A 23360-nucleotide genomic window follows, 5' to 3' on the forward strand; every position below is an offset into this window, starting at 1 on the left:
TCGAGTTTTGAGACTGTCCCAGGCTGGCCCGAGAGTCAACCCACCCATCCCCGAAATCCTTACCTTTTGGTAATCCTCCAGTAAAGTTTTGGCCATCTTCCTGGTGATAGTATCAGCCAGAATCAGCTGGAATTCCTGACAGTGGCGAACAAACCAGAGAACACAGGAGGATTACTATGAAAAAGATGCAGCAGAAAGCAAGTCTGGCCAGCATGAGCTTGTGGACGCTAAGCCGAGTGTTCCAGTTTGGAGGGATATTTCTACTTCTATCAGCTCTCATCTGGGGCTTTAGTCAGCCCGCAGCGGCTGATGGCTCCCTTCCTCTTCCCTGGGGATGGGCCTGCAGCAATACCTCGGTGTATGCTTTTATTGCATGCAAGCATGAAGCGAAGGATGACTACTGGATCGCCAGAGGGAACTGCCGCAATATTTCTGATCGGGAAAGCCGCAGAGACTGTATGGCTGAGGCAAAGGATTCACTCCCTGAAGCGATCCAGGAATGCCGGGACCAGTTCTGGGCTCGTCTGGAGGTCTGTGATGCCATAGGAGAAGCGCCCTACGATCCCCTCCCGGAGATCGACCAGAATGATTTTGTTCTTCCCGGCAATATCACTGCGGCAAACGCAAACCCTTACTTCCCTCTGGTGCGAGGCTACAAGTGGACTTACCATACCAAAGAGGGCGATGAAATTACTGAGACCACCACCGACGAGGTGCTGAAGGTAACCAGAGAGATCATGGGGGTTCAGTGTGTTGTGGTTCATGATGTGGTGTATGATGGCGATTCAACCGATCCAGAAGATGTCAAGGAAGACACCTATGACTGGTATGCCCAGGATAAGGAGGGCAACGTGTGGTATTTTGGTGAATTTTCTTTAGACTATGAGGAAGAACTGCCCAGCATGGAAGGTTCGTGGATTTTCGGCCTGGAAGGGGCGAAGCCCGGCATCATCATGCCTGCCGACCCTGTAAAGGGGGATGTCTATCGCCAGGAGTTCTCCCTGGGTGATGCCGAGGATATGGCAGAAATACTTGGTGTGGGCGTCTCCCCCGGCTCGGAAGTACAGGGATTCGAATGTGCCGGTACCTGCGTCAAGACCAGGGACTACAGCCCAATCGAGCCCGACGTGGTGGAATACAAGTTTTACAAGAATGGCGTGGGTGTAGTTCTAGAGAGAAATCCAGACACCGGAGAGCGAGTGGAGTTGGTGGATACGAATTTCTGAGCATCGAGATTAACAAATGATACGGCCCGCGCGCCAGTTGGTGCGCGGGCCAATAATAGCCTCAGACGGCTAAAGCCGCTGCCCTCGGCAGAGAAGCTGTTGTCTTCATTAGCTCAAGGTCAAAGTAGCAGTGGCAAGGCTCCTTCTTCGAGTTGCCTGCAGGGAAATTTGGCGATCAGTTCATGGGCTCGACTTTCTTTGCCGTTGCAGACAAGAGAACAGGTCAAATGAAAAGGACAACCCTTTTTTCCTTCCTCTTCTTTTTCACAGTGTCAGCAAGTGTGGTGAGTGCCAGCAGTAGGCAACCGGAGCATATCCTTGTTTTCGCCAGCAATGGGGCTGTTCTGGTGAGAGTGGGGCTGGGAGACGACCTCTGCGCTAGAATACAGCACAGCACCATGGACGGCATTCCGGTAAATGTTGCTATCTCCGTGGTCTTTTCTCGAATACGTTCGCTATGGCTCGACGAGAAACTGACTGAAGTAACAATCCAGCGAACGTTGAAATACGACCTTACCAGGAAAAACTATGTGGTGTTGGATGACAACAGTTCGCAGGCGCTCCTGACCACGCCCTCCTTTACTGAGGCCATGCACGTGCTCTTCTCTGTGGAGCACCTGAAATTGGCTCCCACCACAAAGCTTCATAAGGGTGAGCATTACCAGATACGGGCCCGCGCTGAGGTGACGAAAAAAGGGATTCCTCCGATTTTGAGGCCGCTACTTACTATTTTCCCTCGCTACTCCTGCAAAACTGATTGGTACGTGCTGGACTTTTCTAATTAGCTTCTCGAGAGATAAAGACCGAGCCAAGAGTTTACCTTTGCCGGCATACCCGAACTTATTGCAGGGATTTGGAGAATTATGCTAATTAGGAAAAATAGGGAACAGACATGCACCTGGAGATGCGACAACAGGGTTCGGCTTCCTCTCATCATCAAGATTCAACTGAAGGTTTTTTCTTTCTGACGAATTTCTGCGAAACACACGAGGTGATTGTCAATGCGTGTACTGCTGGTTGAAGATGATATGAAGATTTCCTCTTTCATTGGCAAGGGGTTGAAAGAGGCGGGGTATGCGGTGGACTATTCCCATGATGGTGAGGATGGCCTGCACATGGCTCTCTCTGAACCTTACGACGCGGCAATCATAGACATCATGCTGCCGAAGCTTGACGGTTTGACTCTTATTGAAGAGCTCCGCAGACAGAAAAAAACCACGCCAGTACTCATTCTGAGCGCCAAACGCTCGGTAAGCGATCGAGTGAGGGGTCTGCAGCAGGGCGGAGACGATTACCTCACCAAACCCTTTGCCTTTGCCGAGCTGCTCGCCCGGTTGCAGGCCCTTATCCGCAGGGCTACAGGCAAGGCGGAGCCCACTAGCCTGGAGGTGGCTGACCTTTGTCTAGATCTCCTCTCACGTGAAGTTAGGCGAGCAGGAGAAAAAATCGATCTGCAGCCCCTGGAGTTTTCTTTGCTGGAATACCTCATGCGCAACGCGGGAAAGGTAGTGTCCAAAACCATGATCATGGAACACGTCTGGGACTACAACTTCGATCCACATACCAATGTTGTGGAAGTGCGAATCTGCAGACTGCGTGACAAGATCGACAAGGGATTTGCCAGCAAGCTCATTCACACCGTCTACGGGGTAGGGTATGTTCTCAAAGAAGATAAGTAGCATGGGGAGGTCACTGGCCTTCCGCCTCACCCTCTGGTATGCGGGGATATTCACCATTTCCACGGTGGCAGCATTCCTGGCCTTTTATCTCCTTCTCAGCTCAGTCATGGAAAAAAACAGAGATCTTGACCTGGCAAGCGACCTGGAAGAGTACTCATCAATGCTCGCCACGGACGGTTTTGCCAAAGTAGAGAGCGAACTCCTCAGAGACGCCCAGTCAGATGGGGTCGGCAAAGTATTCTATAGATTGCTGTCACTTGACGGTGAAGTCCTGGCCTCCACTGACATGTCACCATGGGAAGGGATAGGGATAAATGGCAAGGCTCTAGGCCAGCTGACTGCTGGTGGGGGCCAGATTTTCGAAACAGTTGCCCTGCCAGGGCATGAATATCCGGCGAGAATAGTCTACGGCAAGATCGGTCCCGGCACAGTATTGCAAATAGGCGAGTCCGTGGAAGAAGACGGTGAATTTCTGGGGTTGTTGCGGGAGATATTTGGCAGGGTAGTGATTTCAGTGATGTTTCTTGCCACTATCATCGGATGGTTTATGGCCAGGCGTGCCCTGGCTGGTATAGAGCAGGTGACCAATACAGCTCTAGAGATATCCGCAGGGACCCTGGACAGACGTGTCGCCCTGGCCTCCAAAGGAGGGGAGGTGGAACGGCTGGCAACCGCCTTCAATCAGATGCTGGACCGCATCAATGTGCTCATTAAAGAGATGAAAGAGATGAGCGACAATATAGCCCATGATCTGAGAAATCCTCTGGCAAGAATCAGGGGCACGGCTGAGCTGGTCCTGACCACCAACAGCACTCCGGAAGAATTCCAGGCTATGGCCGCAAACACGGTGGAGGAGTGTGATCGGCTGCTTGCCGTAGTCAATACAATGTTGGATATATCTGAGGTAGAGTCTGGGGTGGGGAGCCTGCAGAGGGAGGAGGTGGACGTTGTCCGCTTGATCCAGCAGGCGTGTGACCTGTTCCGTCCCATTGCAGAAGACAAGAAAGTGCTCATAGAGAAAAGCATGCCCAGGCACTGCATCCTCCAGGGAGATCCACAGAAGCTGCAAAGACTGGTTGCCAACCTGCTTGACAATGCCTTGAAATACACCGGGGCTGGGGGAAGCGTCAGGGTGACCTTGAAAGATGATGATAATCATGTGTTCATTTCTGTCGCCGACACGGGGATCGGCATTACAGCGGCAGATTTGCCCCACATCTTCGACAGGTTCTATCGGGGCGACAAGAGCAGATCAGAGCCAGGTATTGGACTCGGGCTCAGTCTAGTCAGAGCTATCGCCAGATTCCATGGCGGGGATGTGCGTGCAGAAAGCTGCCCAGATAAAGGAAGCATCTTTACGGTGACTCTTCCGAGAGGTGCAAAAGGGAAGAAGGCCTCACGCCGTCCAGGAATCGCTTGATGTCTTGACAGCGTGAGGTTTCTGGAGTGTTCTCAATAGGCAGAGCGTATCCAACCTGTGCTCTTGTCCACCATGATTCTATCCACCAGGGAGCCGTCCTTGGTGGTAATGTCCGCCTGAAAGACATTTCCCTTGTCCTCGATCTTGCCGAGCTTCAGATTAGGGTTTCTGGTAGAGGCAAGATAGTTGTTCAAAATAGTCTCTGCATCTTGCTTTTGCATGGGCTTCTGGGGTTGCTGTTGGTATTGGGACCCCGGACCATAGCCAGGTCCCATTTGCCGTTGCCCCATGCCGTAACCCTGCTGTCCACTCCGGCCCATCATGCCGGGTCCTCCCCGGCGCCAGCCCTGTCCCATCATCCCGGGTCCCATGCCCCGGCCTCCTCCATGCCGAGGGCCGCCATAAGGACAGTTCCAGCTTCCCTGCTGCTGAGGTCCATAACCCTGGGTGGGTCCACTATGCTGACCCATGGCTCCAGGGCCCTGAGCCTGGGCGTAAAGGGTGGCCAGACCAAAGAAGGCAGCCAAGCCGACCACTACACCTATTGCTATTATCTTTTTCATGAGATCTCCTTTGCTGAATTGCCGCTGGGCTCTGTCATCTTTTCAAGTATAACCGGGGAAAGATTCTCCGGCACTGATCCAGAGCCAGTTATATCTCTTTGCCTCTCAATATGGCTGTTCCAATATCTCTTTCATCCTGAAGTATTCTTCCTGACTGAGCTCTCCCCTGGCATATCTTATTTTGAGTATTGACAGTGAATCATTCCTGTCGTTTTCCAGCCTGTTCCTCCTCGGTCTCAAGGCAGCTGCCAGCTTACCGATGAGATAAATGATGGCTAGAATGATCATGCCCCACAAGAGAATGGAAAAAAGATTACCAGGCCAGAAGTGGCCACCCCAGGAAAAAAATGGAAAATATCTGCATCCCCACATGATCTCACCTTGAGTCGAAGGGGGAGGGGTGGGCTCTCCTCCCCCAGAGTCAGTTAACTAGCGCCAGCAGTAGCCGCCTGCATACGGTCCCATGTGATGTCCTCCATGATAACCATGAGCACCACCACCCCAGCTCTGCAGTCCATGCTCCTGCGCCTTGAGCCGGAGCTGCTCCTGAAGTTGAAAGATTTCTCGAGAAAGCTCGGCAGTTCTCCTGGGGTCAGGATTGGGCTGGGCCATGAGCGCAACGTACTCCGCCCTCTTGGCAGCCAGATCGCTTCTCAGTTTTGCAGTGTCATTGAGAAACTGCTGTTGAACGGTTGGATTGGTATTGGCATAGTAGCCACATCCCGGGCCCCATGCGCCCCAGCCTCCACCAGGACCCCACCAGGCCAGGGCCTGGGAGCCAACAAAACCCAATGCTGCCACTGTGACCAGTACGATAATTAACTTTTTCATCTCTACCTCCTTATCGTGTTGTTTTATTAGTCTTGGAGCCAAAACCAGGGCTCTTTGCCCAGCGGTATAGCGCAAGAGGCGTGCCACAGGCGGGAGATAATTTGTAACTATTTGATTATATAGCATAAGCTTTAATATCTGGATGTCAGGTCAGCGGCAGGGCAGCCACGACAGGGGATAGGGTGAGTAAAAAATACACACTTTCTGCATCCGGAAGTGTTTACAAAGTATCCAGGTCAGGTTATCTAAGAGGGGGGCAGGGACAGGAGGCTGGGAGGTTTGCATGGTAGGAAGTTCTGAGAAGACGACGCTTTGCGCTGCGAACCCTTAGCCTCTCACTCAAAATTAGCTTGAATGGAGTTAATTCTTGACGGACCGGGCTAGGGGCAACGCCCAGACGAGGCAACAAGAGACTTCAAATGAAGTTCGAGACTATTAGAAAAAAGCGGCTAGGAATGTACCTTTCTCCCTGGGTAATTGTGGGAGGAGTGGTCATTTTGCTCACGGTGGTCATGACGCTGGCGGTGAGAAATATTAATCGGGAAAAGCGCTACATGTCTCAGCTCCTTCTGGAAAAAGGCGCCGCCCTGATCAGGTCGTTTGAGGCTGGAGCCCGCACCGGCATGATGGCCATGATGTGGGGTGGTGATCAGGTCCAGAATCTGTTGGAAGAGACGGCGCGGCAGCCAGACATTGTCTACCTGGCAGTGACTGATGAAACGGGCTTGGTCCTGGCCCACAGTGACACGAGTCAGATTGGTCGCAGACTCATGGAGCCGAGCACACTTGCAGCACTGCATCCCAGTGCAGTTGTCCAGTGGAGGCTGACTGATTCGCAGAGAGTCCGTCGGGTTTTCGAAGTTTACAAGTATTTCCAACCGCTGGCAAATTGCGGCCATGAGAGGCTGGGAAGACGGCGCGGCCACATGGCTGCTCCAATGATGAAGCGCTGGAAAAACGACTGGTGTTTCCCGGATGAAAAGAGCAAGCAACAGAGGATTATATTCGCTGCCTTTGATACCACACCATTCTTGGAGGCGCGCAGGGAGGACATACGCAATACCATGGTGCTGTCAGCGGTGCTGCTGCTCCTCGGTTTTGCCGGGTTCGTCTCCCTTTTCATAGCCGAGAGTTACCGGGCCACGAACCGGGCGTTGCAGGACACCAGCGCCTTTGCCAACGAGGTGGTGCGGAGTCTTCCCGTGGGTCTGATCGCTACGGACAGAGACGGCCGCATTGCCTTTCTCAATGAAGCGGCTGAAAAAATAACTGGCTCGACCCTGGCTCAAGTCCGAGGCAAACCTCCTGAAGAGGTATTTTCCAAACAGTGGTGCAACTTCAAGGAGATCCTGGAAAGTGGCCAGGCAGTACTCGAACGGGAGATGGAGTGCTTTTTCTCAGCAGAAGCACCTATGCCTCTGAGTGTGAGTGGCTCGAAGATCATCAATGAAGAAGGAGAATTTGTCGGTAATATCCTCATACTTAGAGACCTGGGCGAAGTCAAGAGGCTGCAGGCTGAAATTCGCCGCCAGGAAAAGCTGGCCGCCCTCGGTAATCTGGCAGCAGGCGTGGCCCACGAGATCAGGAACCCTCTCAGTTCCATCAAGGGACTGGCTGGCTATTTTGGGGACAAATTCGATGAGGGCAGCGAAGACAGAGAGGCAGCTGCAGTAATGGTACGTGAGGTTGACCGTTTGAACAGGGTAATCAGTGAGTTGCTGGAATTTGCCAGGCCTTCGGAGCTGCGACTCCGAGAGATGAATGTCAATGAGGTCTTGCAGCACTCGGTGCGGCTCATTCAAGAAGATGCCAGGGCCAGTGGTGTGAAGCTGGAGGTGGCCTTGGCAGACGACCTGCCGTCGGTGTTCATTGATCCTGATCGTTTTTCTCAGGCCATACTCAATCTCTGCCTCAATGGGATTCAGGCCATGACCGAGGGGGGAATTCTGTCAATAAGCAGTATGCTGACCCGCAATCGCCGAGTGGCCGTTGAGATTGCTGATACTGGGCCTGGCATTCGAACTGAGGAGCTCTCAAAGGTGTTCGATCCGTATTTCACCACAAAAACCAAAGGAACAGGATTGGGTCTGGCCATTGTGCACAAGATAGTGGAGGCTCACGGCGGAAACATCAAAGTAAAGAGCGAAGTTGGCAAAGGTGCGCTCTTTACCATTTATCTGCCTGCCTCGGCTGGTGGAATCGAGAGGAATTGACTATGAACCAGAAAGCCCAGGCACGAATTCTGGTGGTTGATGACGATGCCTCGCATCTCACTGTGCTGCTTACTATCATCAAGAACTGGGGCTATCGGGTAGAAGGAGCAGATGACGGCAGTATGGCAGTGGACAAGGTCAAGGATAATCCCTTCGACCTGGTGCTGATGGACGTTCGCATGGCGGAGATGAGCGGCATCGAAGCCTTGAAACTGATCAAGGAATATAATCCGGCAATTCCCATTCTCATCATGACGGCCTACTCCTCTATAGAGTCGGCGGTGGAGGCGCTCAAGGCAGGAGCCTACGATTATCTTACCAAGCCCCTGGACTTCGACGTCCTGAAATTGACTCTGGAGAGGGCCCTGGAGCACACCAACCTCAAGGAGGAAATTCGCACCCTTAAACAAAGGCTTGTTTCCGATTTCAAACTGGACAAGATTATTGGCAAGAGCCCGGCAATGAAGGAGCTGCTGGAGATGGTGGCCATGGTGGCTCCATCCGAGGCCACTGCTCTGATTACCGGCGAAAGCGGCACCGGCAAGGAGCTGATCGCCAGGTCCATTCACTACAACAGTGGCCGCCAGGAGGGTCCGTTGGTTATCGTCAATTGTGCTGCTCTGACTGAAACTCTGCTGGAGTCGGAACTGTTCGGCCACGAGAAGGGAGCCTTTACCGGTGCAGACAGAAGACGGGAAGGACGGTTCATGCAAGCCAACAAGGGGACCATCTTTCTCGATGAGATCGGCGAGATGTCGCCAATGATGCAGGCCAAACTGCTCCGGGTCATCCAGGAAAGGGAGATACAACGGGTGGGCAGTGATGAGAGTCTCAAGGTTGATGTTCGCATCCTGGCAGCCACCAACAGGGACCTTCAGGATGAGGTCTCGGCAGGCAGGTTCAGAGAAGATCTCTATTACCGTTTGAATGTGGTTACTTTGCGAGTGCCGCCATTGAGGGAGCGACGCGAGGATATCCCTCTGCTGGCGCAACACTTTCTGGAAATATACAGCAAGAAAAACAGGAGACAGCTCAAAGGCTTCAGCCCTGTGGCTATGGACATGCTCCTCAAGTACGAGTGGCCTGGTAATGTGCGCGAACTGGAGAATGCAGTGGAAAGGGCAGTCATACTCTCCCTCGGCGACTACATAACCGAAACAGAATTGCCTATGAGTATAACCAAGGGGTACTCGCCCGTCCAAATGGTCCCCTTGATGGCCCAGGGAGCAACTTCTGGGCGCTCACTCGAGGAGATCGAAAAAGAGGCAGTGTTGGCCACTCTCGAGGCAGTGGGCGGCAACAAGAGCGAGGCGGCCAGAAGGCTGGGGATTACCAGAAAGACGCTGCACAAGAAGCTGCAGAAGTATGAAAAAGAAAGAAAGCCAAGAGGCTGAGCGGGGCTCCGGCTATCCCAGTTGTGCTCTTGTGGGCAGGGTATGTTTGTCGCTTTTGATGATCTGGAGTTTTAGAGCAGAAGACAATGTCTTCACATATAGATAGTGCCGCGATGGTTCTCGTCTTATACACAGAGTCACTTGTTTCTATTGCAATGCCGCCAAGCTCCCGATACGTTGGAGCAAGGGTGATGCTAAGGGCGGCCAGGGCTATGTACCATACTATGTACTCGGTGATTTTCCCATCCGGAAAGACGTGCCGCCACCCAAAGGAGCTCGCAGCCTCTTGAAACTCAACGTCTGGACCTCGGATCCCAATTATGTCTGGACCAACGGTCAGAAAATCCTGGACTTCTGGGTATCTCACCTCAAGTAAGTTGTTGACTCCATCCCGGGCGTGCTCCTCCGGGTGCCACCCGGGTTTTCTGAAGATGATTCATTGGAAGCCGTTTTCTCTCCCACAAAAGAATCGTTGGCAGTTACCTTCAGCAAGATTCGCAACTACCTTCGTCAACCTCATGTCATAATATCTCTGATCCTTCTGGCCCTCCTCCTCATCATTGTAATCATACCTTTTTTAAAGATGATAAAAGACACCTTTGTCTGGCATTTTGCCGACGTACGGTTGTTTAGAAGCGCCAGTCCGGGGGAGTTTACTCTTTTTCACTGGAGAAGGATCTTTGCCAGCAGCCTTACCAGGAACATCCTGGTGCGTCCTCTGTGGAATTCCCTTGCTACTGCTTTGAGCGTCTCCTTGTTTGCCATGCTTATTGGCTCGGTGCTTGCCTGGCTGGCGGTCAGAACCGACCTGCCGCTACGCGGCTTTGTTGCCACCGCCGTGGTACTGCCATACGTCATTCCCTCCTACATTCATGCCCTGGCCTGGTTGAGTCTCTTCAAGAACGACCGGGTAGGGGGAGTAGCCGGCCTTTTTCAATTCTTCACCGGCATCAGCCCACCCAACTGGCTGTCTTACGGCTACTTTCCAATTGTTTTGACTCTGTAGGTGCATTATTTCCCCTTTACCTTTCTGTTGGTGTCTGCTGCCCTGACAAGCATTGACTCGAGCCTGGAAGAATCTGGAGAGATCTTTGAGGCAACGAGAGTGCACATCTTGCGCAAAATTACCTTTCCCCTGGTGCTGCCTGCCTTGATGTCTAGCTTTATTCTCACTTTTTCCAGGGTGGTGGGCACCTTTGGCACTCCCTATTTCCTCGGGACCCCAGTGCGCTATTACACGCTGGCAACGCAGATATATGCAAATATTATGAACAGGGTGCCTTCAGTGGGCTACATTCTTGCCTTTATCCTGATTGCGATTTCTTCGAGCATCATTCACTTCAACCAGCGTATAATCGGCAAAAGAAAAAGCTTCGTCACTATCGCCGGCAAAGGCTTCAGGGTCGTGCGCACCCCCCTGGGAAAGATGCGTTACCCTCTACTGGCGGCCGTTGGCATGCTCCTGATAATCTCAGTTGTGATGCCCTTTCTTCTCATACTCTGGCAGACGTTTGCTTTATATAGCAGCGACTATTCCCTCGAGCATCTGACGCTGCTCTTCTGGATAGGCAAGGGTGGTACAGCCTTTGCTGAAGGTGAGGCGGGTCTGCTGCGCAACCGTGCCATCATCAAGGCTGCCTGGAACAGTATCAAGCTTGCCCTGGTGGCATCCTGCTTTGCTGGCTTTTTTGGCATTTTCATAGGATACGCAGTGGTCAAAGGTCGCAACACCAGGCTTGCTCATCTGGTTGAACAGACTTCTTTTCTACCCTACCTGGTTCCAGGCATCGCTTTCGGGGCGCTCTATCTGTCCCTCTTTACGCACAAGATCGGCCCCATACCGGCTCTCTATGGCAGTTTCTTGCTGTTGGCCCTGGTCTGCATTGCCAAGAATCTTCCCTTTACCGGCAGGGTAGGCATTACCTCCATGATGCAGATCGGCGGAGAACTGGAGGAGGCCTCGGAGACCCTGGGAGCAAGCTGGTTCTATCGCTTCAGAAAAATTATCCTGCCGCTTTCGTTTCAGGGGGCACTTTCTGGCTTTATTCTGGTGTTCATTACTGTAATGCGGGAGCTTTCGCTTATTATTCTGCTGGTGAACCCTGGTACCAGGACGCTTACTACCATGACTTTCCGCTATGAAGAACAGGGATACACCCAGTTTTCCAGTGCTATCAGCGTCATGATTATCATCATTGTCGTGGTTGGCGAACTTCTGTCCAAGAGATTAGCGAAAGAGAAGGTAATCCAGAGATTGAGCGAGTAGAGCAGATGTCTGCACCTATTGTGGAAGTGAGAAACCTTACCAAGAAGTATGGTGATGTGGTGGCAGTAGATGATGTTTCATTTGTCATCGAGGAGAAAGAGTTTCTAGTGTTGCTCGGTCCCTCGGGGTGCGGCAAGACTACAATGCTGCGGATGATAGCAGGTCTAGAGGTTCCTACTTCTGGGGAGATCTATCTGAAGAATTCCCTGGTTTTCTCGAGCAAGAAAGGGGTCTTCATCCCTGCCCGGGAGCGGGACGTTGGTCTGGTGTTTCAAAGCTATGCCCTCTGGCCCCACATGACTGTATTCGACAACATAGCCTTCGGCCTGCGAGTAAAGAAAAAGGATAGAGAGACCATCAGCAAGAGTGTGGCCCATGTGCTGGGGTACATGCAGCTGGCAGGCATGGAGCAGCGATATCCCCAGGAGATGAGCGGTGGCCAGCAGCAAAGGGTTGCTCTGGCAAGAATGCTAGTGAGTGAGCCCCATATCTTCCTCATGGACGAGCCCCTGTCCAATTTAGATGCAAAACTGCGGCTGGAAATGCGGGCTGAGATCAAAAATTTGCATCTACAGACGAATGCAACTACGGTTTATGTGACCCACGACCAGGTTGAAGCCCAGACCATGGCTGATCGGATTGCCGTTATAAACAGAGGACGGGTAGAGCAGCTGGACACGCCGAAGAATGTTTATCATCAGCCCCGGACGCTTTTTGTGGCAGATTTCATCGGCAGTCCACCCATCAACCAGCTGCTTGGCAGAGTGCAGCAGTCGACCGATACCGACGCTGCGGGCCTGCAAGTGAAAACCGCGTTTTCATGTTGGCAAACGGCATACCACGGCCTGAAAGACGGCCACCAGGTGGTACTGGCAATACGCCCGGAAAATGTGGCCCTGGTGTCAGAGCATGGCCTGAATACAATCGAGGCCAGAGTTCAAACGGTTCTGCCCTCAGGCCCGGAGACAGTATTGAAGGTTGCGCATGAGAAAGAACTCTTCAACGTCCTGGTTATGAGGGAGGTGGAAGTGCGACTGGGAGAGACCATTCTCGTACATCTTCCTGTAGAACACATCTTGCTTTTCGACTATAACTCTGGGGAACTCCTGCCATCAAGGTGAAGTCCATGGTGAACGCGAAACTTGAAGTGTTCAAAAAAGAAATCATTGAGGCAGCGGCTTCGGTTCTCGCCGCCATTGAACATAATCCTCAGACAACCACAGTGGTGCATCACAATGATGCTGACGGTCTATGTGCCGCAGCCGCTCTGCTCAGGGTATTCAAAACCCTGTCACTTCCCTGTTGTCTCTTGCCAGTAGAAAAGATTCACGAACTCATCGTTGAAAAAATCCATGACCGCCACCAGGGTGTAGTTTTCTATGCCGACCTGGGAGGGCAGTCTTCTCACCTCATCGGTAGACATGCCGCTGGCAACAGGCTTGTGGTCATTGTGGATCACCATTTGCCGGGTGGAAAGACGCCGGCCCAGGTGGTTCACCTCAACCCGGAACATTTTGGCATAGACGGCGATACGGAAGCTTCGGGGGCCGCCGTCTCTGCTTATTTCGCAGAGCAGCTGCTGAGGCGGTCAGGGGTGGAATCGGCGGCTGTTCAGGGCGAACTGGCCCTGTTTGCAGTACTCGGTGCCTATGGGGATGGACAATTCCAGGAAATGGAGTTGCTCGGACTCAATAAGAAGCTGCTGGCTGCAGCAATTGCCAACGGTTACTTGCGCAGCGCTGAGCGGACTCTTGTTGTGCCCACTATGGGGGCCAGGACAGTGGCAGAGATCACTGACATACTGAACCTCCTCGGTTCCGTCGGCTTTCAGGAGAGCGGCCCGCAAGTTGCCGTGCGCTTCCTTCTTGGAGAAGACCAGGGGTTGGCGCTGCAGAAAGCTGCCAACCTGGCCGCCCTCAGGGAGCAAAGCTTCGAGGCTGAGTTGCAACGAATTCGCCAGGGAGCACTGCAGCAAAGCGTCCATGTTCAATGGTTGGATGTCAGAGACCGATTTCTACCCATGGGTGTCAAGGCAATCGGTCTGTTTCTGGAGAGACTCATTGCCGAGCAGCTCGTAAAGCCGGACAAATATCTCGTTGGTTTCCAGCACTTTCCTGAATCCGTACCAGGCGTGGGGGAAATAGGCCTGGTGCTGACAAAGGTTTCCGCCCGAGTACCTCCTGCCCTCAAGAGGCGGATAATCGAGGGGCTGCAGCCAGATCTTATGCATTTGCTGCCTGAGGCGACCAGGATCGTGGGTGGGACTGCTGACGGTTGTCACAGATTTTCAGCAGCATCGCTTGTTGAACGGGGCAAGGAGGAAGCATTCGTGGCAGCCTTGGAACAGGCTCTAATTCTGGAAGTCACTGGCAGGTGAACAATAAAGAAAAATTTATTTGCCTCCGTCGAGAGCGAGAGAGAAGGAATCCTGCCTACTCCTGTCTTCGGTAATACTTCATAGCTTCTGGAATCAACTCCTCTATCTTCCTGATGCGGGTCTCGTCCGAGGGGTGTGTGCTGAGGAATTCGGGGGGGGCCTTGCCTTTTTTTTCTGCAGCCATCCTGCGCCAGAAGGGTACAGCCTCTCGGGGGTCATAGCCAGCCATGGCCATGAGAATGAGGCCCAAGTGGTCCGCTTCTTCTTCCTGCAAGCGGCTGTATGGCAGCAAAATGCCCACCTGAGCGCCCAGGCCGTAGGCTGCCATAAATAGTTGATTGGTTTGTGACGGATGCGTATCCAGGGCCACGGCCAGAGCGATTCCTCCCATCTGGTAGAGCAAGCCCTGGCTCATCCTTTCGTTGCCGTGCTTTGCTATGGCGTGGCCTATTTCATGGCCCATTACCACGGCGAGTCCGGTTTCATCCTTGGTGATGGGCAGTATGCCCGTATATACTACCACCTTGCCGCCAGGCATGGCCCAGGCGTTGACTTCGTCGCTCTCCACCAGGTTGAACTCCCAGTCATAGCCCTTCAGTTCCTGCGTGAGGCCGTGTTGGCTGAAATATTCCTCCACAGCCTTCTGGATGCGTTTGCCTACTCTTTTGACCATGGCCACCTGTTCTTTATTCTCGCTCAGTTTATGGCTGCTGAGGAACTTGTCGTACTCTTGGAAGCTCAATGCCAACATGGTGGAATCCGGCACCAGATCGAGCTGTGACCTGCCAGTAATCGGTACAGTGCTGCAGGCCCAGACAAGCGAGAACAGAATCAGAACCGCTAGCAAAAGGGCGGACGCTCTTTTTCGCATGGGAGCCACCTCATATACATGTGGGTAACTGTATGGCCATCTGCAAAGACTTTTGTTGCTGTATTTTAGCTTTTTCCTCCACATTTGTCACCATTGACTGCTCCAAGCCGGAACAGTTGACTGGATGCCCTTCTCCAGAGCGAGATTTTTTGGCGTTCAAGTCAAGGAGGTGGCCTGGGGCAGGGCTCCTATCTGACGGAGTAATTTCAGGGACTTCAGATCCTTCTCCAGGTGGTGGCGGAGGAGATCGATGAGCAGGGGGCGGCATTCCTCCCGCGAGCGTGGATGAAATCTGAGTCGCCACATTCGGGCTACCGGAAACAGTTGGGCCTGGCGGAGGAGCAGGATTGTTCCCAATGAAACGGCATAGCTGTCAGTGCTCCGGCTGTGCTCAGGGCAGCAAAGTGAGCCTGCTGCAACTGAAAAAGACCATCCCGCAGCAGCGTCTGGCTGGCGATGGCACTGAATACAACCTTGTAGATTTGGGGCAAAGCCGCTCAGACTGAGGACGCGTATCTGAAAAAGCAGGGAGATGCTTTCAGGATCACGACCCTTTTCCAGTTGCAGCAGATATTGCAGCAGCAAGTCAAACAGAGGGGGATTGGCCTGACGCTCAGGTGCAATGCCAAGGATCACCTCACAACCGAGGCTGCCGTAGCCCAGCCGTTCAATATCTGCTCGCAGCGAGGTGAAGGGATTTCTCAATTCGCTGGCATCGATGCGCACCAAGCCAGAAGCAGAGCGCTCAGCGTAGGTGATGCTTGCGTAGCAGAGAGGCTCCAGGGAATGGACAAACCTCTTCTTGCTGCGGCGCGCTCCCTTGGCAATGCCCTTCAAGAGCCCCGTTCGTCTGCTGAAAAAAGTAATCAGACGGTCTGATTCGCCGTAATCAGTTGTTCTGAGGATGATCGATCTGCTGCGGCGGATAATCATCTGCATTCCCTGCAGCCAAAATAGGCCCCACAGTTGCTGAGCAACCAACTTGACACAGAGTATTGTTGGCCTCCACTGCCGAGCTTGTCAACTCACAATGTACTTCAAAAAGATGGTGGATATGGAGAGATAGATGAGAATGCCGGTAATATCATTGGCTGTTGTCACGAAGGGGCCAGAGGCCACCGCTGGATCTATGCCAAAGCGCTTGAACATGATGGGCACCACTGTGCCCATGAATGATGCCACTGTGATGGCGCCAGCCATGGCTGAGCCCACAGTAAGCCCTAGAGCCGCATTGTGGTGCCACAATTCTGCACAGATGCCCACAGTGAGACCGCAGGCCGCGGCCATGATCAGACCCACCTTGACTTCCTTGAACACGGCGCGGCCGACGCTGCGCAAATCGACCTGACCCGTTGCCAACCCTCTCACCGTAATGGATGAGGACTGCAGCCCCACATTGCCGCCCATGGCTGTAATGACCGGCACAAAGGTGACCAGGACAATGGCATCAGCAAGGGTAACCTTGAAGAGCCAGAGCAAATATCCGGTCAGCAAGCCGCCGAAGAGGTTGGTGATGAGCCAGGGAAGACGCACGCGGGAAATCTTCCAGATCTGATCCCCATACACCAGTTCATCCTCATGGGTGCCTGCCATGCGCAGGACGTCCTCAGAGACCTCTTCTTCGATAATATCGACAATATCATCTATGGTTATCCGTCCTATGAGGCAGCCGTTATGATCCACCACCGGCGCGGAAATGAGATCGTACTTCTGGAACATCCTTGCCACATCCTCCTGGTCCATATCCACAGGAATAGGATGAATAGCAGTGTCCATGACCTCCGAGACTTTGTCCTCTGGCTTTGCCAGAATGAGCTTTCGCAGGCTCAACTGGCCCACCACCTTGTCGCTTTGATCTACCACGAAGATGTTGGCGAGCCCCTCCAGTTCGGCGCCATGCTCTCTGACGTGGTTGATGGCGTCTGCCACCGTGGACTCCAAGGGTACGGCCAGATACTCTGCCTGCATGATGCCGCCGGCAGTCTCTTCGCCATAAGCGAGAAGTCGGCGCACCCTGCGGGAGTCCCTGATGTCAACGTGCGCCAGTACTTCTTCCACCATTTCTTGTGGTCTGCCGGCAAGCAGATCGGCAGCATCGTCAGAGTCCAATTCATCAACAATTTCACCCAGTTGACGGTGGGAAAGATGGGCGACAATCTGATCTCTTGAGTACTCGGAGAGCTCTGAGATTACCTCGGAAGCGGTGTCTGTATCGAGCCTCTGAAACAATAACTTTTTTTCTGCTTCATCGAGTTGTTCGAAAAGATCAGCAATGTCTGCAGGGTGGAGTTGGGCGAGCAACTTGGTGGCCTCCGCCACCTTCTGTTCGTTGAGAAGTGATTTCAGCTTGTCGAGAAGAGTTTTGTTATCAATGCTCATGGGATTGTCAGGGGGACGGAGTTTCGGAATAGCTCTCCTGCATCAAGGCTGGATCTGGCAGGAGCAACTGGACAACCTGGCCGCTGGCCCCGAGAGGTTTTAGGGGCTTGCTGTTCAGAAATAGCTTTACTCCAGCAGCATTTCCTATGCGAAGCTTGAACTTGGATTTGGCTTGCCACTTCATAACCTCTCCTGATTTAAGGATATATTCAGACGGCTTCCTGTCATCGATGATAATTTTCAGCCAGGTCGGCTCGACTGCTTCAGCCCTGAGTTCATATGGCGCCGTCAGCGTGGGCTCCGGGGGAGTTCGGCTACCAGCGGCGAGCTGGAGTTTGACTGCAGGCTCTTCTTTCGGGGCGGCGGGCTTTTCTGCGGCAGATTGGGGCTGGGCCACAACCTTTGCGGTGGTGCTGCTCGGCTGCTCTTCTGGAGCTGGGGCTGCTACTTCCTCTTCTGCTGCAGCTGGAGAAGGCTCTGAACCAGGAGCTTTCACCGCCGAAACTGTCGAACCAGCTGCTGCTTCAGCACCGGGGCTGGATTTGGAGGACGGCTGTTTTTCAACAGCTGCAGAAGGTGCAGCAGTTTCTTGCGGGCCGACCTGAGGCAGGCCACCTGAGGGCAGCTGGGGCTGGAAGTGCAGAATCAACCAGAGGATTACCCCGGCGACGCCCAGGATGGCCGCTGCCCCTGCGCCCAGCAGGAGTCCTTTTCTCGTTCTCGAGCTGCGAATTTGTCGCTCATGAAACTTCACCAGGGCCTCGTCGCCTGTGCTTTCCTCTTCAATGAGATCCTGGTACCTGAGAACCACAGCCTCAGGATCCAGACCCACCCGCTCCGCATAGGCGCGCAAGAAGCCCTTCACCAGTACAGGTGCGGGCAGTTGCGTGGTGTTGCCTGCTTCCAGGGCATTGAGCATCAACAGACTGATTTTGGTATCGGCGACAATCTCTTCCAAACTAATGCCGCGCGCTTCTCGTTCCGACCTGAGATATTCTCCGAGACTTTTCATGGCCTCATTTCCCATTTTGTGGCGAGTTGCGGCGTTGAGTCCGTCAATAGACAATCTTTATATACGAACGTTCTCTGAGCCCCTTGAGCCATTGTCTAAACTTGCGATTCATTTCTTCCCTGTATAGCTTTGCGCGTATCCTGTCTCGCACCTCATCGAGAGACTTGGCAGCTGTTCTGTCTACCTCGACTATTCGAATGATGTGAACACCCCGGCTCGTTTCGATTACTGGACTCAGGTCACCAGGGCCGAGATCCTTGATGGCCTCTTCGATAACAGGATCCAGTTCGCCCTTGGAAAAGTAGCCCAATTCTCCACCCTCCGCCGCACCCGGACCTCTGCTGTAACGGCGAGCAAGGGCAGCAAAATCCTGACCTTGCTTGAGTTGCTGGAGTATATGGTGTGCCTGGGCGAGAACCTGCGAGCGCTCTTGTGCTGACATCTCCGGAGATAAGGGCAGGAAAATATCCTGGAGACGCTGTCTTGCCTTTTCCTGGAATTCTTGCAGATGTGCTTTGTAGTACTTGTCGATTTGCTCGTCTGTGATGACCGTTTTTCTTCTAACCTGCAGGTTGATTAGGCGGCTTCGCTTCAAATTGCTCTTGATGGTCTCCCTCAATTCCTCGATGGTCTTTCCTTCTTTACGAAGCTGTGCCTCGAGGGCTGCCTGGCTCATATGGTTTTCTCGACGTATCTTGTCCACAGCCTGGTCAATCTCGGCCTCGCTCACCGTGATTTTCAAGCGGCTGATCTCCTGCTGTGCCAGTCGTTCGTCGATCATGTTCTCTAATATTGTGCGGCGGATCTGGTCCAGAGATTCCTTGTTGTTTTTCACCAGGGGGTTCAGTCTTCTGAGGGCGATATACTGATCCACATTTTCTTCGAGCTCGCTCAGGGTAATAATGTCGTCATTTACGTAAGCAACGATGCGATCCACAATCTGCACAGCAGGTGCTGCTCGGGCCAGGAAAGCTCCCAATAAAATCATGAGAGTCAGGCAAAATGGAAGACGCTTGCCGTACATGAGCCATCCTAGAATATGCCGAGCGTCAAGATCTAACTGCCCGTACTCAAAACAAAAACGCGTAAATAAGTTTGATAACACGTTACTGTAACTTCTGCAAGAGCTTTTTCAGCTCCGCCAGGGATTGCTCTACTTCTCCGCAAGAGGTTTTCACCCGGAGGCGGAAGTCTGTAGATAACCTGAAACGTTCCGGCTCAGTGGCGGCCAGCTGCACCAGTTTTCCCACATCAATGTCCGGGTCTTCCACAAAACTGAGGGTAAAGAAGCCATCAGCTGCATCCAACCGTTTCACCCAGAGCTTCCGCAGTAACACTTTGAGCTCCAGAACCGCCAGCAGGTGCTTCGCCTCCTGGGGAAGCGGCCCGAATCGATCTACAAGTTCTTCCTGCATGCTTTGCAGACTCGCTTCATCATGAGCTGCAGCCAACCGCCTGTACATAAGGAGCCGTTGCCGGCCATCCTCTATATAGCTTGCTGGCAAATGAGCTGAAATATTGAGGTGAATTTCAGGCTCCACTGGTTCAATCAGCTGTTCACCTTTGAGTTCAGCTATGGTCTTTTCCATCAAGTGAACATACATTTCATAGCCTACAGCGGCGATGTGTCCGGATTGGGCTGCGCCGAGTATGTTGCCGGCGCCGCGGATTTGCAGGTCATTGAGAGCGATCTTGAAACCGGAGCCCAATTCAGTAAAATCCATCAACGCGGTCAAACGACGTTGAGCCTGGCGGGTGAGGAGATGTTCCCCTGGCACGAGCAGGTAAGCATAGGCCTGTTCTGATGAGCGTCCCACTCGCCCCCTGAGCTGGTATATTTGCGCCAGGCCGAACTTGTCAGCCCGATTGATGAATATGGTATTGGCTGCCGGGATATCCAGTCCTGACTCGATGATGGTGGTGCAGACAAGGACGTCGAGCCGCTGGCGGACGAAATCCAGCATGACTCTTTCCAGATCACGTTCCCGCATCTGGCCGTGAGCTACAGCCACTGTTGCTTCAGGAACCAGTTCCTTGATATGGTTGGCCATCCGGTATATTGTCTTCACATTATTATGGACAAAAAATACCTGCCCTCCACGTTTTTTTTCATGGAGGATGCCGTCTCTGATCACCGCATCGTCGAAGGCGCATATTCGCGTCACAATAGCGCGCCTATCTTCGGGTGCCGTGTCAATGGTGCTCAAGTTCCTAATGCCTACCAGGGACATGTGCAGGGTGCGAGGGATGGGCGTAGCGGTCAGGGTAAGCACATCCACCTGGGAACGCAACTTTTTCAGCTTCTCCTTGTGCCTGACGCCGAAACGGTGTTCCTCATCGATAATCAGCAGGCCAAGATCCCTGAAAAGCACATCATCTTGCAGCAGCCGGTGTGTGCCTATAATGATGTCTATACGACCTTGTCGTAGATCTGCCAGAATTTTCTGTTGAGCTGCCCGGCTCTTGAAACGACTGAGCACATCCAGAAATACAGGATAACCGTCGAGCCTTTCTTTGAAAGTAAGAAAATGCTGCTCGGCCAAAACCGTGGTGGGCACGAGCAAGGCGACCTGTTTGCCATCCATCACAGCTTTGAAAGCAGCCCGTAGGGCCACCTCAGTTTTGCCGAAGCCCACATCACCGCATATGAGCCGGTCCATGCACTGGCTGGACTGCATGTCGGCAAGCACATCGTTGATGGCTGCAGCCTGATCCGCTGTTTCCTCATGTGGAAAAGAGGCTTCGAATTCCCTGAAAATAGTGTCCGGCGGGGAAAACCGGGTCCCTTCCTTGAGCTGGCGTTCAGCGTAAATCTGCAGGAGTTCGCGGGCCATCTCCTGGATGGATTTCTGAACCTTCTTTCTGGTGGCAGTCCAACGTCTGTCCCCAAGTTTATCGACTCTGACGTGGTGCCCGTCGATGCCGATGTAGCGGTGCACCCTGTTGAGGCGATCAACAGGCAGGTAGAGTCGGTCGCCGTCCTGATACTCGAGAAAGAGGAAATCATTTGCCAGCCCATCGACTTTGAGATGGACCAGTCCCTGATATACGCCAATGCCGTGGTCGAGGTGAACCACGTAATCCCCTGGCTGCAGTTCGGCAAAGGAGTCAACTGGCCGTCCTGCTGCAGGGTGGCTCAAACGTCTTCTTCGCTGTTTGTCCCCGTATAGTTCCGTTTCGGTGACCACGGCCAGTCCCTCGTCAGCCCACAGGAATCCTCGCGGGAAATCTCCCAGAAGGATCTTTGTCACCGGGGCGTGGAAGGAAAGTTCCGTGAACTTGTGGCTGCTGAAGGTTGCATCCACACCATAGTCGGTAAGTAATTCCTGGACACGACGCGCCTGCTCAGCGGTGCGGCAGATGAGAAACGGGCTTATCCCTGACTTTTGCCACAGGAGCAGTCGGCGCGCCAGTGGTTCGAGCAGCCTTTGGCGCTCTGAATGGCTGGCGATTTCCTGTCGAAGACTGTCATGATCTTCCACGAGAAATCGGAGGGTTTTTCTCCTGGGCTGAGGAGAATGATCTTCCACTGGCAGACCACCCTGACGGATTTGTGGATAGCGCTCGCAGAACTCATGCAGTTCCTCAGGTTTGAGGAGATGGCTGTCGGCAGGGAGCAGCCAGCCTCCCTGGAAGAGGTCTTCGTCGTGTTTGCGCTCTGCCTCTGCGAATCGATCTCTCACCTCTCTGGCAATTGCCCCAGGGTTGGAGAGAACAACTACGGCGGACCCTGGCAGATAATGGAAGAGAGACTCCAGCTGCTGGTAGTACAGGGGCAGCAGCCGATCAATGCCAGGATAGTGCTGGCCACGGACCGCCCGGCTCAACCATGAGTCCAGTCTGCTTCGACCCTCGGCTGCCTCTCTCTGAATTCTGCTCAGTTGTGGGCGGGCCCGCTGCTCATTCTCTGCTGTGAGAATAACCTCATGGGCAGGTATGAGGATGACATCTTCCAGCACAGCCAGGGAACGCTGACTGCCAGGGTTGAAAAGCCTGATGGACTCCAGTGTTTCATCGAAGAACTCGAGGCGGATTGGCTGATGATAAAGAGGTGTGAAGAGATCGATGATATCTCCCCTGACACTGAAATCGCCCACTGCCTCCACCAGTTCAGTGCGATAATAGCCGCAGGTTACAAGGTGGGAGATGAGGTCTTGACGATCAACAGACTCACCAAGCACCAGATATCGACTGGCTGCCATGCAGTCCTGTTTGGGCAAAACTTTTTCCATGACTGCGGCGGCTGGGGCTACAAGGATCTTGGCAGCGCCACTTGCTGCTGAGACATATAGGGCTGCCAGTCGTTGGGCCTGAATAGCAGGTGCAACCATAGGTTCTCTGGCCATCAGCTGACGCGCTGCAGGAAAATGCCAGAGGGGGCACTCCAGTGGGTCTGCAGACCACTGTTCAGGCAGTCCGAGAAAAAAAGAGAGACTCTGGTGTATTTGCGATGCCTGTCTGCTTGTAGAGGTGAGCAGGAGAATGGTGCGCTTGATGCGGGCAAGTAGCCTGCTCAGAACATAGGCGAGACTCCACTCTGTCAGACCCTGGAGATCGATCTGCCTGGCGCCGCCTTCTATGAGGGTGTACAGGTCGTGGAGGCGCGCCCCTCCTACCAGAGGCTTCCACTCCTGCTCTTCTTGTCTACGGGTGGGCAAGCTCAAGGATTCCACTCCACAAACCACGGTTCATCTGAAAAGATAATAGTTGCCGGCATCTATTAGTGTAACTACTCTCCCGGCATTTATAGCATGATTTGCCTGGCGAAAAGAGCTTTGCAGAGGTTGACAGCATGGGGGTTGCAGCTTTTCCAGTCTGCCACCTGCTAAGCATCTTCAGGGCGCGAAAAAACTAACGTATCTCTCGGCAGATTGCAAGAGAATGGAGTTGTGCAAAGAGTTCGACAATGCAGTGACGACACCCATAAGATGGAGCTGGAGCACTGGCTGGATTCATGCCGGCTGCAGCAGGCTGTTCAGGCAAAAACCTTGCCATCTTGCGGGGATTCGTGTAGTAGAAAAGCTGCAGGGGTGGAGGGCAGCAACTGACTGCTGATGTGGAAAGCAGTTCATATCCGGCAATCCATCTCAGGGGGTACGGTTTATTGCAGCAACCTGCTGCTTGTTTCA

General features: G+C 53.2%; 19 protein-coding genes. 10 read left to right on the forward strand and 9 right to left on the reverse strand.

Features of this window, described 5'->3' with window-relative positions:
- The first annotated feature begins 176 nt into the window (after positions 1-176).
- The 4 genes from JRI89_01650 to JRI89_01665 all read left to right on the forward strand — a co-directional run bounded on the left by JRI89_01650 (position 177) and on the right by JRI89_01665 (position 4325).
- Positions 177-1226: a hypothetical protein gene (locus tag JRI89_01650; GenBank protein MBW2069937.1), complete on the forward strand. Its 1050-nt coding sequence runs from the start codon at positions 177-179 to the stop codon at positions 1224-1226.
- Between the two features lie 227 nt (positions 1227-1453).
- A complete protein-coding gene (locus tag JRI89_01655; protein MBW2069938.1) occupies positions 1454-2011 on the forward strand; it encodes a DUF4390 domain-containing protein in 558 nt (185 codons plus the stop codon).
- Between the two features lie 216 nt (positions 2012-2227).
- Complete coding sequence (locus tag JRI89_01660) at positions 2228-2905, forward strand: response regulator transcription factor (protein ID MBW2069939.1); 678 nt, start codon at positions 2228-2230, stop codon at positions 2903-2905.
- 1 nt (position 2906) lies between these two features.
- The gene (locus tag JRI89_01665; protein MBW2069940.1) at positions 2907-4325 is read left to right on the forward strand and encodes a HAMP domain-containing protein; all 1419 of its coding nucleotides are present in this window, start codon (positions 2907-2909) and stop codon (positions 4323-4325) included.
- Positions 4326-4357: 32 nt separating this feature from the next.
- Here JRI89_01665 and JRI89_01670 read toward each other — a convergent pair whose 3' ends face one another.
- From JRI89_01670 to JRI89_01680, 3 genes are all read right to left on the reverse strand, one after another.
- Positions 4358-4888, reverse strand: coding sequence for a hypothetical protein (locus JRI89_01670; protein MBW2069941.1), 531 nt, complete (start codon positions 4886-4888; stop codon positions 4358-4360).
- A gap of 105 nt (positions 4889-4993) precedes the next feature.
- Positions 4994-5260, reverse strand: coding sequence for an SHOCT domain-containing protein (locus JRI89_01675; protein ID MBW2069942.1), 267 nt, complete (start codon positions 5258-5260; stop codon positions 4994-4996).
- Positions 5261-5317: 57 nt separating this feature from the next.
- Positions 5318-5719: a periplasmic heavy metal sensor gene (locus JRI89_01680; protein MBW2069943.1), complete on the reverse strand. Its 402-nt coding sequence runs from the start codon at positions 5717-5719 to the stop codon at positions 5318-5320.
- 419 nt (positions 5720-6138) lie between these two features.
- Here JRI89_01680 and JRI89_01685 point away from each other — a divergent pair, with 419 nt between their 5' ends.
- The 6 genes from JRI89_01685 (at position 6139) to JRI89_01710 (ending at position 13969) form a co-directional block, all read left to right on the forward strand.
- Entirely contained in the window at positions 6139-7932 is a 1794-nt protein-coding gene (locus tag JRI89_01685; protein ID MBW2069944.1) for a PAS domain-containing protein, read from the forward strand.
- Between the two features lie 2 nt (positions 7933-7934).
- Positions 7935-9326 (forward strand): sigma 54-interacting transcriptional regulator, encoded by a 1392-nt coding sequence (locus JRI89_01690; protein ID MBW2069945.1) that lies wholly within the window; start codon positions 7935-7937, stop codon positions 9324-9326.
- Positions 9327-9765: 439 nt separating this feature from the next.
- Positions 9766-10332 carry a hypothetical protein gene (locus tag JRI89_01695; protein MBW2069946.1) on the forward strand — a complete coding sequence of 189 codons (567 nt, stop codon included), beginning with the start codon at positions 9766-9768 and terminating at the stop codon, positions 10330-10332.
- Complete coding sequence (locus JRI89_01700; GenBank protein MBW2069947.1) at positions 10333-11592, forward strand: iron ABC transporter permease; 1260 nt, start codon at positions 10333-10335, stop codon at positions 11590-11592.
- Between the two features lie 5 nt (positions 11593-11597).
- On the forward strand, positions 11598-12713 hold the full coding sequence (locus tag JRI89_01705) for an ABC transporter ATP-binding protein (GenBank protein MBW2069948.1): 1116 nt from the start codon (positions 11598-11600) through the stop codon (positions 12711-12713).
- 5 nt (positions 12714-12718) lie between these two features.
- Positions 12719-13969 carry a DHH family phosphoesterase gene (locus JRI89_01710; GenBank protein MBW2069949.1) on the forward strand — a complete coding sequence of 417 codons (1251 nt, stop codon included), beginning with the start codon at positions 12719-12721 and terminating at the stop codon, positions 13967-13969.
- 55 nt (positions 13970-14024) lie between these two features.
- Here the strand turns inward: JRI89_01710 and JRI89_01715 are convergent, their stop codons facing one another.
- The 6 genes from JRI89_01715 to mfd form a co-directional block, all read right to left on the reverse strand.
- A complete protein-coding gene (locus tag JRI89_01715; GenBank protein ID MBW2069950.1) occupies positions 14025-14840 on the reverse strand; it encodes a M48 family metallopeptidase in 816 nt (271 codons plus the stop codon).
- Between the two features lie 156 nt (positions 14841-14996).
- Positions 14997-15773: a DNA repair protein RecO gene (gene recO, locus JRI89_01720; protein MBW2069951.1), complete on the reverse strand. Its 777-nt coding sequence runs from the start codon at positions 15771-15773 to the stop codon at positions 14997-14999.
- An 87-nt stretch (positions 15774-15860) separates the two neighbouring features.
- On the reverse strand, positions 15861-17219 hold the full coding sequence (gene mgtE, locus JRI89_01725) for a magnesium transporter (protein ID MBW2069952.1): 1359 nt from the start codon (positions 17217-17219) through the stop codon (positions 15861-15863).
- A 7-nt stretch (positions 17220-17226) separates the two neighbouring features.
- A complete protein-coding gene (locus JRI89_01730) occupies positions 17227-18231 on the reverse strand; it encodes a helix-turn-helix domain-containing protein (protein MBW2069953.1) in 1005 nt (334 codons plus the stop codon).
- A gap of 43 nt (positions 18232-18274) precedes the next feature.
- Positions 18275-19255 (reverse strand): peptidylprolyl isomerase, encoded by a 981-nt coding sequence (locus JRI89_01735; GenBank protein ID MBW2069954.1) that lies wholly within the window; start codon positions 19253-19255, stop codon positions 18275-18277.
- A gap of 82 nt (positions 19256-19337) precedes the next feature.
- Positions 19338-22895 (reverse strand): transcription-repair coupling factor, encoded by a 3558-nt coding sequence (mfd, locus tag JRI89_01740; protein MBW2069955.1) that lies wholly within the window; start codon positions 22893-22895, stop codon positions 19338-19340.
- Positions 22896-23360 lie beyond the last annotated feature (465 nt).

This window comes from Deltaproteobacteria bacterium (genome assembly GCA_019309045.1).
Classification (GTDB): domain Bacteria; phylum Desulfobacterota; class Syntrophobacteria; order BM002; family BM002; genus JAFDGZ01.